We start from the raw sequence: 12502 nt of genomic DNA on the forward strand, positions 1-12502 counted from the left end.
CGGGGCTGGGGGGGGGTTTTTGGTTGGGGTGGGGGCGCCGGGGCCACAAACCCGGGCCCACGACGTCCGAAGCCTTAGGCTTCGGTGGTCTTTTCAGAAGCCGGGGCCTCATCAGCGGCCGGAGCCTCTTCAGTGGCCGGAGCCTCATCAGCGGCCGGGGCCTCTTCAGCAGCCGGGGCCTCATCAGCGGCCGGAGCCTCTTCAGCGGCGGCTTCAACGGCCGGCGCTTCTTCGGCCGGGGCCTCTTCAGCGACGGCTTCCGGCTCCGGAGCAGCGGCGGCTTCAGCAGCAGCGGCGGCGGCCGCTTCGGCGGCTTCGGCGGCGGCGGCCTTGGCGTCTTCCTTGGCTTGAGCCTCGGCGGCCACGCGGTCGGCGTCGCGCTGGGTGCGCTCGGCGTCACGTTCCTGGGCCTTCTTGCCCGGCTTGGCCTTTTCGGGGTTGTTGCCGTGGGTCCACTCGACCAGGCCTTGGGCGGCGAGGAATCGGGCGACGCGGTCGGTCGGTTGGGCGCCCTTGGCGAGCCAGCCCTGAATGGACTCGACCTTCAGGGTCACGCGCGAGGCGTCGTCCTTCTTGAGCAGCGGGTTGTAGGTGCCGACCTTCTCGATGAAGCGGCCGTCGCGGGGCGAGTGGCTGTCAGCGACGACGATCGAGTAATAGGGGCGCTTCTTGGCGCCGCCACGGGCGAGACGGATCTTCAGCATATCGGTAGTCCTATTTCTTGAATGGATTGAAGCCGGGGGGCAGGCCGCCCAGACCGGAGAGGAGGTTGGGCTTGGCGTCGCCGCCGCCCCCGGATCCCGGAAGACCGGGGAGCCCCGGAAGGCCGCCGAGGCCTCCCGCGGAATTGGAACTAGGCTGGGAAATCTTGCCGCCGCCCATCGCCTTGAGCTTGGACATGTCGCCGCCGCCCAGCATGCCGGCCATCTTGGCCATGCCGCGACCGCCGTCCTTGCTCATCGCCTTGAACATGTCGGCCATCTGGCGGTGCTGCTTGAGCAGGCGGTTGACCTCGGCCACGTCGACGCCCGAGCCGGCCGCGATACGGCGCTTGCGCGAGGCGGCCAGGATGTCGGGCTTCTTGCGCTCCAGCTTGGTCATCGCGCTGATGATCGCTTGCTGGCGACGGAAGACGCTGTCGTCGATACCGCTCTCGGCGATCTGCTTCTTGACTTTCTGGACGCCAGGCAACAGGCCCATGATCCCGGCCATGCCGCCCATCTTCTGCATCTGCGAGAGTTGAGACGACAGGTCGTTGAGGTCGAACTGGCCCTTGGCCAGCTTCTTGGCCATGCGCTCGGCTTCGGCCACGTCGAGGTCTTGCGTGGCCTTCTCGACCAAAGCAACGACGTCGCCTTGCCCCAGGATCCGGCCGGCCACGCGGCGGGCGTCGAACACGTCGAGCGCGTCGATCTTCTCGCCGGCGCCCAGGAACTTGATCGGCAGGCCGGTGACGTGGCGCATCGACAGCGCGGCGCCGCCGCGGCCGTCTCCGTCGGCGCGGGTGAGGATCAGGCCGGTCAGCGGCAGGCGTTCGTGGAACGCCTTGGCGGTGCGGACGGCGTCCTGGCCAGTCAGGCTGTCGGCGACCAGCAGGGTCTCGGACGGCTGGGCGATGCGGGCGATTTCCGCCGCCTCGCTCATCATCGCCTCGTCCAGGGTGGTGCGGCCGGCGGTGTCGAGGATCAGGACGTCATAGCCGCCCAGCTTGGCAGCCAGCAGGGCGCGCCTGGCGATGTCGGCGGCGCTCTGGCCGGCGACGACCGGCAGGCTCTCGACCTCAACCTGCTTGGCCAGCAGGGCCAGCTGTTCCATGGCGGCCGGGCGGCGGGTGTCGAGCGAGGCGACCAGCACCTTCTTGCGGTCGAACTTGCTGAGCCGCAGGGCCAGCTTGCCGGTGGTGGTGGTCTTGCCCGAGCCCTGCAGGCCGGCCATCAGGATCACCGACGGCGGGTTCAGGGCCAGGTTCAGGCCGACCGGCTCTTCGCCGCCCAGCATGTCGACCAGGCCGTCATAGACGATCTTGACCACTTGGTCGGCCGGCTTGACCGAGCGGATGACCGCCTCGCCCGAAGCGGCTTCCTTGGCCTTGGTGATGAAGTCCTTGACCACCGGCAGGGCCACGTCGGCCTCGAGCAGGGCGACGCGGACCTCGCGCAGCGCCTCGTCGATGTCCTTCTCGGACAGCACGCCACGACCGCCGAGGCGGTCGAAAACGCTGGAGAGCCGATCTGTAAGGCCGTCGAACATGGGTAGCCCTAGTGAAAACCAATGACCAAACGCAATCAGCCCCCATGGACGATCACGTCGATGGGGGTCCTCACCGGCCTCGTCCAGATGGGCCCTGCGCTAGCAGGCTGGTGTCGTGACGGTAGAGGCGCTGCTGATGAAGCGCCGGAAGGGCGCGCTTATGCACGAATGGGAGGGGGGAGTCAAAGAGGGGGCAACTATCCAGCGGCATTCGACTCGTTAAGGTCCAAGCGGCTAACTCACCTGCTGGCGATCTTCTCCAACGCGATCTTCGCAGGACGGCTCAGATAGTCCCACGGCTCTGCAGCGATCTGTCGAAGCGCGCTCTCGTGCAGTCGGAGAAGGTCCGCGGGGAACTTCGCGATCACGTTGGCCGCCGCCCATGGCGCATCGCCCATATCTTCGCCTTCTAATGCTTTCTCGATCAGTTCTGAGAGCATGACGTGGTCGTCGAAGTGTTGCGCGAAGAAGGCCATCGCGCCGGAGGGCTTCGTCTTCTCGGTAGTTTCCATCAACCTGCTACGTAAATCGTCCATGGCCACCCCGCTTTTCCGTCCCTCCACAATATTTGGGTTTGGTTCGACATCCACCCGTTCACGCTGCTTCCGGCGAACAGCCGCATCCGCCCCGGATGCGGCTGCGCCTTAAAACCCTTGGTGGATCGGAGCTCTGGCGTCTGGCCGGGTCAGGGACGGCGCGGAGTGTCGCCGCGACGCGGACGCCGGAGGCGGTCCTATACGCGGTCGGACGACGGAGCTTGCTCGCCGGCAAGGGTTTGGGGCGCGGCCTCGCCGTAGCGTGGGATCACACCCACTTGCCCCCACCTGACCGCTTCGCGGTCTGTCCGCCCCCATAGGGGGCGGAGTTCGCGCACGGCGCCGGCAAACGGGCTCCGCCCCCTTATGGGGGCGGACAGGCGACGAAGTCGCCAGGTGGGGGCAAGTGTGTGAGCCGCCGAGTCACTCCGCCGGCGACGTCACCGTCGCCCCGGCCGCGCGCAGCCGGTCCAGTACGCCATTGGCCGGCAGCAGGAACGCCAGGTCCACCACCGCCACCGTCACCCCCGGCCGCTGCAACGCCTCGGTCAAGGCCTGAGCCGACTCCGCGATCTGCTGGTTCAGCAGCCCCGCCCCGCCGGGCGTGCGCAGCAGGCAGCGCTGGGCGGCAGAGGTCGAGTAGCGGGCCCGCACGCTGGGCAGGTCGCCCACGGCCCAGTCCGAACCGATGGTCGTCGGGTGGCTGCCGTCATACTCCAGCTCGGTCAGAGTGTCGGCCAGGCAGGCCAGGTTGGCCGCGTCCGACAGCTTGCCGGCGTTGGCGAGCACCGGCCCAAGCCTGTACTGGCTCATCGCCTTAACCTTGACGCCCTTGGCCTTGGCCATCCGCTCGATGGTGCTGACCGGCTTGGCCTCGGAGATGCCGGCCGCCTGGCGGAAGTCCGACAGCAGAATTAAGCCCGCCATCGCCGGCTTCCAGTCCTTGTAGGGCACGGCGGTGCGCTGGGCGCGCTCGCGGGCGCTGACGAAGCGGGCGCGCAGGTCGGCCGGCAGGCGGTCTTCCAGCCGCTTGCCCAGCATCGGCTGGCGCACGCCGCTGCCGCCGGTCAGCACGAACTTGGTGATCTGCAGAGGTCCCACCGAGGCCTCGGGCGGCACCAGCACCAGGCTAGCCGCATCCAGGGCGCGGTTTAGCCGGGGACTGTCCCACTTCAGTTGGTGCGGCAGGGGCGGGGCCGAGCCGACCACATAGAGCTTGGCGCCGCCCTTCTCGACCAACCACAGGGCCGGGCCGGGCGGCCTGGCGACCACCAGCAGTTCGGAGACCACGGCGCTGCCGGGATCCTGCGGGAAGAGTTCGATGGGCTGGGGCGGCGGGGTCTGGGCCTGGGCGGCGGGCGCGGCCAAGACTAGCACGGCCAGGGCCGCTAGGGCCGATGAGGTTCGCGTCATCCCGGTCTCCAGCACGTCAGACTCCACGGAGATGGGTACTCTAATGCCGTGGCGAAAGCACGGCGGGCGGCAGGGCGGCCAGGGTCTCGGCCAGCAGCCGGCCCTCGGTGGAGCGGCTGGAGCCCTTGCGCCAGGCCACCACGATCTCGCGGCTGGAATGGTCGGAGTTCAGCGGCCGGATGGTGACCGGCGCGTTTTCGGCCAGGCCTGCGGCCACGGCCATCGACGGCAGGAACGACACCCCCAGGCCCGAGCCGATCATCTGCACCAGGGTGGGCAGGGAGGTGGCGGCGAAGCTCTCGTCGTCGTCCAGATTGACGTTGCGCGGCGGCTCCAGGCCGCAGGCGGCCAGGGCGTGGTCGCGCAGGCAGTGACCATCCTCCAGAAGGATCATGTCGTCGCCCCTCAGGCTCTCGGGATCGACCCGCTCGAAGGCGGCCATGCGATGGTTGGCGGGGGCGGCGGCCAGCAGCTCGTCATCCTCGACATGGGCCCAGTCCAGACCGGTCATGTCATAGGGCAGGGCGATCAGGGCGGCGTCCAGGGCGCCGGACTTCAGCGCGGCGATCAGCCGGTGGGTCAGGTCCTCGCGCAGATAGAGCTTCAGCTTGGGGAACTGGTCGCGCAGGGCGGGCAGGGCGCGCGGCAGCAGATAGGGGGCGACAGTGGGGATGACCCCCAGCTTGAACCGCCCAGCCAGGGGCTGGCCCGCCCCGCGCGCCGCCTGCACCAGATCCTCGGCCTGGGCCAGGATCGCCTCGCCCCGGCGCACGGCCTCCTGGCCGGCGGCGGTGAGGATCACGCCCGACCGGGCCCGATCGACCACCGGCGCGCCCAGGATCTTCTCCAGTTCCTGGATGCCGGCCGACAGGGTGGGCTGGGTGACATGGCAGGCCTCGGCGGCCCGGCTGAACGAGCCGTGCTCGGACAGGAGCTTGAGGTAGCGGAGCTGGCGCAGGGTGGGGAGCATGAGGGGGTATATAGGTGGGGTCTATCAATTAGCGAAACGGGAGGGTCTAGGTCTATGACGGCGATGGTTGGAGACCGTCTCCCAGGGGAGGCGGTTGGCAAGAGCGCCGCCCCTGGAGAGCACCGCCACTGCTTTCGGCCTCGCCCCCCTCGCCCGCGACCTGGCGTGAGCCACCGCCCCTTGCACAACATCCCTCGCCACCGTACCTCCGCCTCATGACCAGGGCCAAGATCTGCGGGCTTTCGACCCCCGAGACGCTCGCCGCCGCCGTGAACGGCGGCGCGGCGTTCGTCGGCTTCGTGTTCTTCGCCAAGAGCCCCCGCAATCTCACCCCCGAAGCCGCCGCCCGCCTGGCCGCCGCACTGCGCCAGGGGCCGGTCAAGACCGTGGCCGTCACCGTCGATCCCGACGACGCCCTGATCGACCGGCTGATGGCCACCCTCAAGCCCGACCTGATCCAGGTGCACGGCCGCGAGACCCCGGCCCGGGTCCGGGAGATCGGCGCCCGCTCCGGGGCCGGGATGATCAAGGCCTTCTCGGTCTCGTCGGCCTCCGATGTCGACAAGGCCGCCGCCTTCGACGGCGTCGTCGAGCACCTGATGTTCGACGCCAGGCCCGTGGAGGGCTCGGTTCTGCCCGGTGGCACCGGCGCGCGGTTCGACTGGAGCCTGCTGGAAGGCCGGCGCTTTTCGCGGCCGCATTTCCTGGCCGGGGGCCTGGATCCCTGGAACGTCGCAGAAGCGGTCAAGGCTTCGGCGGCGCCCCTGGTAGACGTTTCCTCTGGCGTGGAGCGAGGTCCCGGCCTAAAGGACCCGGCTCTGATCACGGCGTTCCTGGACGCCGTCAAACGCGTCTGAACCCTGGATGGTCCTTTGAACGTCCCAACGAACGCCCCCGCCAAGCCCAACGATTATTCGGCCTATCCCGACACCAATGGCCGGTTCGGCGAGTTCGGCGGCCGCTATGTCGCCGAGACCCTGATGCCGTTGGTGCTGGAACTGGGCGAGGCCTATGCCGCCGCCAAGGCCGATCCCGCGTTCCAGGCCGAGCTGACCAGCTTCAACACCCACTATGCCGGCCGGCCCAGCCCGCTCTATTTCGCCGAGCGCCTGACCGAGCATTTCGGTGGGGCCAAGATCTATTTCAAGCGCGACGAGCTGAACCACACCGGCTCGCACAAGATCAACAACGCCCTCGGCCAGATCCTGCTGGCCATGCGCATGGGCAAGACCCGGATCATCGCCGAGACCGGGGCCGGCCAGCACGGCGTGGCCACCGCCACCGTCTGCGCCCGCTTCGGCCTGCCGTGCGTGGTCTATATGGGCGCCACCGATGTCGAGCGGCAAAAGCCCAACGTCTTCCGCATGAACCTGCTGGGCGCGGAAGTGCGCCCCGTCACCTCGGGAACCGGCACCCTCAAAGACGCCATGAACGAGGCGATGCGCGACTGGGTGACCAATGTCGAGGACACCTATTACCTGATCGGCACGGCGGCCGGGCCGCACCCCTATCCGGTGATGGTCCGCGACTTCCAGAGCGTGATCGGCATCGAGGCCCGCGCCCAGATCCTTGAGATGGAAGGCCGGCTCCCCGACGCCGTGGTGGCCTGTATCGGCGGCGGCTCCAACGCCATCGGCCTGTTCCACCCCTTCCTGGCCGACGAAGGCGTGCGGCTGATCGGCGTCGAGGCGGCCGGCCATGGCGTCTCCACCGACAAGCACGCCGCCTCCCTGACCGGCGGCCGTCCGGGCGTGCTGCACGGCAACCGCACCTATCTGCTGCAGGACGACGACGGCCAGATCATCGACGCCCACTCGATCTCGGCGGGCCTGGACTATCCAGGCATCGGGCCGGAGCACTCGTTCCTGCACGAGATCGGCCGGGCCGAATATGTCTCGACCACCGACCAGGAGGCGCTGGACGCCTTCATGCTGTGCTCGCAGCTGGAAGGCATCATCCCGGCGCTCGAGCCGGCCCACGCCCTGGCCCGGGTCGGCGACATCGCTCGCGAGCTGGGCAAGGACAAGATCGTGGTGATGAATCTGTGCGGCCGCGGCGACAAGGACATCTTCACGGTGGCCGAGGCTCTCGGGCGGAAGATCTAGAGGCGATTTGACTTGACCAACGACCGTATCGACCGCCGTTTTGCGGCCCTGAAGGCTGAGAACCGCGCCGGCTTCGTGACCTATATCATGGCCGGCGATCCCGACGCCGCCACCACGCTGAGCGTGCTCAAGGGCCTGCCGGGGGCGGGGGCCGACCTGATCGAGCTGGGCTTCCCGTTCTCCGACCCGATGGCCGAGGGTCCGACCATCCAGCGCGCCGCCCAACGTGGCCTGCGCTCGGGCATGACGCTGCAGGGCACGCTGGACCTGGTCGCCGCTTTCCGCCAGGGCGACAACGACACGCCGATCATTCTGATGGGCTACCTCAACCCGGTGCTCAATCGCGGGTTCGAAGCCTTCGCCGCCGCCGCTGCGACGGCCGGCGTCGATGGCCTGATCATCGTCGATTGCCCGCCGGAAGAGGCCGACCCCCTGTCGGACGCCCTGGAGGCCGAGGGCATCGCCCTGATCCGCCTGGCCGCCCCCACCACCGACGACAAGCGCCTGCCGATGGTGATCCGCCGCACCTCGGGCTTCGTCTATTACGTCTCGGTGGCGGGCGTGACCGGCGTCAAGTCGGCCGACCCCGCCAATGTGGCCTTGGCCGTGACCCGGCTGCGCAATGCCTCGGGCCTGCCGGTCGCCGTCGGTTTCGGCATCCGCACACCGGAACAAGCCGCCGCCGTGGCCCGCGTGGCCGACGCGGCGGTGGTCGGCTCGGCCCTGGTGGACGAAATCGAGGCGGCCGCCCAGTTGAACGAAAACGTGACCGAGAAGGTTCTTCTCAAGGCGTCGGAGCTGGCTAAGGCTGTGCGATCGGCGCGACTCGAAATGGCGTGAGGCTAAAGGCTATGGCTATGGCTGAAACTCCGGGCCCCAAGAAGGGCGACAAGACCAAGGTCGGGGCCGAGCGACGCGGCGGCTGGCTGTCGCGCATCGCCCCCGGCGTGCGCGGGGCGTTCGCCAGGCGTGAGACACCCGAGAACCTGTGGGTCAAGTGCCCCGACACCGGCGAGATGATCTACCGCTCCGACCTGGAGGCGGCCCTGTGGGTCACCCCGGCCGGACGCCACATGCGGATCGGCCCCGAGGCCCGCTTCAAGTTCACCTTCGACGACGCCGAATACGAGGTCCTGCCAACCCCGGCGGTGTTCGAGGACCCGCTGAAGTTCTCCGACGGCAAGCCCTACAAGGAGCGCCTCGCCGCCGCCCGCAAGGCGACCGGCGAACAGGACGCCATCGCCATCGCCTTCGGCGTGGTCGGTGGCGCGAAGGCCGTGGTTGTGGTCCAGGATTTCGCCTTCATGGGCGGCTCGCTGGGCATGGCCGCCGGTGAGGGCTTCATCGCCGCCGCCGAGGCCGCGATCGAGCGCCAGGTTCCGCTGATCGCCTTCACCGCCGCCGGCGGCGCGCGGATGCAGGAGGGGGCCCTGTCCCTGATGCAGATGGCCCGCACCACCTTGGCCATCAACCAGATGAAGGACGCCGGCCTGCCATACGTCGTGGTCCTCACCGACCCGACCACCGGCGGCGTCACCGCCTCCTACGCCATGCTCGGCGATGTCCACCTAGCCGAGCCGGGCGCCCTGATCGGCTTCGCCGGCCCCCGGGTGATCGAGCAGACCATCCGCGAGACCCTGCCGCCGGGGTTTCAGCGCTCGGAATATCTGGTCGAAAAGGGCATGGTCGACCGCGTGACGCCCCGCAAGGACCTGCCGGCGGTGCTGGGCTCGATCCTCGGCACGCTGATGATGGGGCGTTCGCTGAAAGCTGCGTAGTGCAAAGAGCTTTTCCCTCCCCGTCATGGGGAGGGGGACCACGAAGTGGTGGGTGGGGCTTCACTGCCGCAGACTCATCAAACCCCACCCGACCCCTTCGGGGCCACCCTCCGCATGACGGGGAGGGAAGGTTCAGAGACATGACCGACCATCTCCGCGCCCATGACGCCGCGCTGGCGCGGCTGCAGGCCCTGCATCCCAAGCTGATCGACCTGTCGCTGGTGCGCATGCGCCGGCTGTGCGCGGCGCTGGGCGAGCCGCAGACCAGGCTGCCGCCGGTGATCCACGTGGCCGGCACCAACGGCAAGGGTTCGACCGTAGCCTATCTGCGCGCCATCGCCGAGGCGGCGGGCTTGAGGGTCCATGTCTTCACCTCACCTCACCTGGTGCGGTTCGCTGAGCGGATCCGCCTGGCCGGAAGCCTGATCACCGACGAGCACCTTGCCGAAGTGCTGGACCGGGTCGAGGCGGCCAATGCCGGCCTGCCAATCACCTTCTTCGAGATCACCACCGCCGCCGCCTTCCAGGCCTTCTCCGAGGTCCCCGCCGACCTGTGCCTGGTGGAGGTCGGCCTCGGCGGCGTGCTGGACGCCACCAACGTGGTCAGCCCAGCCCTCAGCGTCATCGCTCCGATCGACATCGACCACCGCGAATTCCTCGGCGACACCCTGTCAGCCATCGCCCGGGAGAAGGCCGGGATCATCAAGCCGAACACGCCCGTCGTCTCGGCCCGTCAGGCCGAAGAGGCCGAACGGGTCGTCGAGCGCAAGGCCGATCTCGCCGAGGCCCCCCTGACCCTGATGGGCCGGGACTTCGACGCCTGGAACGAGCGGGGTCGGCTGCTGGTGCAGATGCAGGACCGCCTGCTGGACCTGCCGGCCCCCACCCTGCCGGGTGACCATCAGTTCGCCAATGCCGGCCTGGCGGTGGCCGCGATCCTGCTTCTGAACGACCCGCGCATCGACGAAGCGGCCATAGCCCAGGGCGTCGCCGGCGCGATCTGGCCGGCCCGCTTCCAGCGGCTGACCGCCGGCCCCCTGGCCGAGCGCGCCAAGGCGGCCGGCGCCGATCTGTGGCTGGACGGCGGTCACAACCCCCATGCCGGCCAGGCCGTGGCCCGGGCGCTGGGCGACCTGGCCGCCCGGGACGGCCGCCCCGTGGCGCTAGTCGCCGGCCTGCTGGCCAACAAGGACGCAACGGGTTTCTTCACGCCGTTCGCGCCGTTGAAGGCCAAGGTCTTTTCGGTGGCCTTCGAGGGTGGCGCCGCCGCCAGCGCCGCCCAGACCGCTGCGGCCGCCGAGCTGGCCGGACTGCGGGCCTGCGCCTGCGACAGCTTGGGCGCGGCGCTGGACAAGGCGCTAGCGATCGAACCGACGCCGCACGTGCTGATCTGCGGGTCGCTGTACCTGGCCGGCGAAGTGCTCGCGATGAGCCCGGAGACCTGGCCGACCTGATCCCCTCTGCCCTTCCGCGAGAGGGTAGCCTCGCGCAGCGAGGTCGGGTGAGGGTTGTTGATGAGATCAGCCGCGAACCGCGGTGCGGCCCCTCATCCGTCGGCCTTCGGCCGCCACCGTCTCCCGCAAGGGTAGAAGGAAATCAGACCAGGATGTTCAACAGCGAGCCCGGACGCAGAACCTTTTGCGGTGCCTCGCTTGGCTGCACGAACGGCCTCGCCGGGGCCTGACGTTGCGGCTGGGCCTGGGTCTGCAGCTGGACGGCGATCGGCGGGATGGCCGCGCGGGTCGGCGCCGCCTCGGCCACGGCCGCCTGGAAGAACGCCGCCGCGCGCGAGCCGCCAACGCCCGTCGAGCCCTGGGCGGGTCGTTGCGGGACGGGCTGCAAGCCGGCAGGGCGGATCGTACTCATGAGCGCGACTCTATCATGGTTAATGCAAAGTCGGCGAGCATGGTCAACACGCGGTTAATGGTCGCGGTTCTGAGTGATCTTTCAGTGCAGTTTGGCCAGCAAGTCCTGGACATTCGCGTCGGTCAGCGGCCCGCTGTGCTTGGCCAAGACCTTGCCATTCTCCCCGACCAGGAAGGTCTCGGGCACGCCGGTGACCCCGAACTCGATCCCGGCCCGGCCGTTGCGATCGACCAGCTTGACCGCGAACGGATCGCCCAATTCGGCCAGGAACGCCCGAGTGCGGGCGGGATCATCCTTGTAGGCCACGCCGACCACGGTCACGCCGCGCGCCTTCAAGGCCATCAGCTGCGGCTGCTCCACGCGGCACGGGGCGCACCACGAGGCGAAGAAGTTGATCAGGCGCGGGCCGGCCACACCTTGGCGAGGGGGCGCATCGTGCACCGCGACCAGGGAGCCGTTGTCGAGATCGGGCAGGAACAGGGCCGGAACCGGCTTGCCGACCAGGGCGTGCGGCTGAACGTGGGGGTCGTGCTTCAACGCGTAGCCGGCGAACAGCACGCCCAAAGCGATCAGCACAATCAACGGCGTAAAGCCGATCCAGCGCTTCACGACGGGCCCACCTCGCGGCGAGCGTCGCGCAGGGCCTGCAGCCGCTCAGCCTCACGCCGCCAGCGCCGGGCCGAGACCAGGCTGTCGGCGATCATCCAGACGAAGACGATGGCCGTCAGGGCGAAGGCTGGCCAGAGGTAGATCGCGTATTTGCCAGCGTCGAAATCGAACTGCATGCCGCTAGCCCTCCGCCGCCTGCAGCGCCAAGGCGCGGGCCTTGCGCCGCCAGACCCCGGCGCGAATCCGCACCAGCCACAGCGCCCCGAAGGCCGCCAGATAGGCCAGGGTCATGATCAGCATCGGCCAGGCATAGACCGCCGGCAGGGCGTCGCCCGGCTTGGCCATTAGGGTGGAGCTGCCTTGGTGCAGGCTGTTCCACCACGCGACCGAGAACTTGATGATCGGCAGGTTGATCAGGCCGACCAGGGCCAGGATGGCGGCGGCGCGGGCGGCCTTGGCCTCGTCCTCCAGCGCCGAGCGCAGGGCCAGATAGCCGAGATAGAACAGCAGCAGCACCAGCACCGAGGTCAGGCGCGCGTCCCACACCCACCAGGTTCCCCACATCGGCTTGCCCCACAGCGAGCCGGTGGCCAGGGCCAGCACGGTGAAAGCCGCGCCCAGCGGCGCGCAGGCCACGGCGGCGGCGTCGGCCAGGGCGTGGCGGAACACCAGGGACAGCAGGCTGGCGATCCCCAGGCACAGATAGACGAACATGCTGATGACGGCGGCCGGCACGTGGATGAACATCATCCGCACGGTGTCGCCCTGCTGATAGTCCTCGGGGGCGGCGAAGGTCAAAACCAAGCCAGCCACGGCCAGCACTATGGCGACGGCGCCGAACATCGGCGCGGCCCAGCGCGAAAAGACCATGAACCGCTCGGGGTTGGTCAGGAAGTCCAGCGGGTGGTGAGGTTCACGGGCGCCCATACCGGTGCATTAGAAGACCTGAGGGGCGCCCGCAATCCCAACCGCGAG

The 12502-nt window shown here is 69.1% G+C and carries 13 protein-coding genes and 1 pseudogene; 5 read left to right on the forward strand and 9 right to left on the reverse strand.

Features of this window, described 5'->3' with window-relative positions; translation table 11 throughout:
- Window positions 1-185: 185 nt before the first annotated feature.
- The 5 genes and pseudogenes from rpsP to ACP7AG_RS00640 all read right to left on the reverse strand — a co-directional run.
- Window positions 186-704, reverse strand: a pseudogene (rpsP, locus tag ACP7AG_RS00620) (30S ribosomal protein S16); the annotation flags it as partial.
- 10 nt (window positions 705-714) lie between these two features.
- Window positions 715-2250 carry a signal recognition particle protein gene (ffh, locus tag ACP7AG_RS00625; RefSeq protein ID WP_426010620.1) on the reverse strand — a complete coding sequence of 512 codons (1536 nt, stop codon included), beginning with the start codon at window positions 2248-2250 and terminating at the stop codon, window positions 715-717.
- A 239-nt stretch (window positions 2251-2489) separates the two neighbouring features.
- Complete coding sequence (locus tag ACP7AG_RS00630; protein WP_426029422.1) at window positions 2490-2792, reverse strand: hypothetical protein; 303 nt, start codon at window positions 2790-2792, stop codon at window positions 2490-2492.
- Window positions 2793-3209: 417 nt separating this feature from the next.
- Window positions 3210-4199, reverse strand: coding sequence for a TraB/GumN family protein (locus ACP7AG_RS00635; RefSeq protein ID WP_426029423.1), 990 nt, complete (start codon window positions 4197-4199; stop codon window positions 3210-3212).
- Window positions 4200-4239: 40 nt separating this feature from the next.
- On the reverse strand, window positions 4240-5169 hold the full coding sequence (locus tag ACP7AG_RS00640; RefSeq protein ID WP_426010626.1) for a hydrogen peroxide-inducible genes activator: 930 nt from the start codon (window positions 5167-5169) through the stop codon (window positions 4240-4242).
- Between the two features lie 215 nt (window positions 5170-5384).
- Between ACP7AG_RS00640 and ACP7AG_RS00645 the strand changes: the two genes are divergently transcribed.
- The 5 genes from ACP7AG_RS00645 (at window position 5385) to ACP7AG_RS00665 (ending at window position 10506) form a co-directional block, all read left to right on the forward strand.
- Entirely contained in the window at window positions 5385-6026 is a 642-nt protein-coding gene (locus ACP7AG_RS00645) for a phosphoribosylanthranilate isomerase (protein ID WP_426029424.1), read from the forward strand.
- Between the two features lie 15 nt (window positions 6027-6041).
- A complete protein-coding gene (gene trpB, locus ACP7AG_RS00650; protein WP_426010630.1) occupies window positions 6042-7274 on the forward strand; it encodes a tryptophan synthase subunit beta in 1233 nt (410 codons plus the stop codon).
- A 12-nt stretch (window positions 7275-7286) separates the two neighbouring features.
- Window positions 7287-8114 (forward strand): tryptophan synthase subunit alpha, encoded by an 828-nt coding sequence (gene trpA / locus ACP7AG_RS00655; protein WP_426010632.1) that lies wholly within the window; start codon window positions 7287-7289, stop codon window positions 8112-8114.
- Window positions 8115-8125: 11 nt separating this feature from the next.
- Window positions 8126-9052: an acetyl-CoA carboxylase carboxyltransferase subunit beta gene (locus tag ACP7AG_RS00660; RefSeq protein WP_426029425.1), complete on the forward strand. Its 927-nt coding sequence runs from the start codon at window positions 8126-8128 to the stop codon at window positions 9050-9052.
- Window positions 9053-9192: 140 nt separating this feature from the next.
- Window positions 9193-10506, forward strand: coding sequence for a bifunctional folylpolyglutamate synthase/dihydrofolate synthase (locus tag ACP7AG_RS00665; protein WP_426010635.1), 1314 nt, complete (start codon window positions 9193-9195; stop codon window positions 10504-10506).
- Window positions 10507-10648: 142 nt separating this feature from the next.
- Here the strand turns inward: ACP7AG_RS00665 and ACP7AG_RS00670 are convergent, their stop codons facing one another.
- From ACP7AG_RS00670 to ccmC, 4 genes are all read right to left on the reverse strand, one after another.
- A complete protein-coding gene (locus ACP7AG_RS00670; RefSeq protein ID WP_426010637.1) occupies window positions 10649-10918 on the reverse strand; it encodes a hypothetical protein in 270 nt (89 codons plus the stop codon).
- A gap of 81 nt (window positions 10919-10999) precedes the next feature.
- Window positions 11000-11527, reverse strand: a complete 528-nt coding sequence (locus tag ACP7AG_RS00675) for a DsbE family thiol:disulfide interchange protein (protein ID WP_426010638.1) — start codon at window positions 11525-11527, stop codon at window positions 11000-11002.
- Window positions 11524-11703 (reverse strand): heme exporter protein CcmD, encoded by a 180-nt coding sequence (gene ccmD / locus ACP7AG_RS00680; RefSeq protein WP_426010639.1) that lies wholly within the window; start codon window positions 11701-11703, stop codon window positions 11524-11526. Before ccmD ends, ACP7AG_RS00675 begins: the two co-directional genes overlap by 4 nt.
- Window positions 11704-11707: 4 nt before the next feature.
- Window positions 11708-12454, reverse strand: a complete 747-nt coding sequence (gene ccmC, locus ACP7AG_RS00685) for a heme ABC transporter permease CcmC (protein ID WP_426029426.1) — start codon at window positions 12452-12454, stop codon at window positions 11708-11710.
- Window positions 12455-12502: the final 48 nt, after the last annotated feature.

Source organism: Caulobacter sp. DWP3-1-3b2 (genome assembly GCF_049896325.1).
GTDB lineage: Bacteria > Pseudomonadota > Alphaproteobacteria > Caulobacterales > Caulobacteraceae > Caulobacter.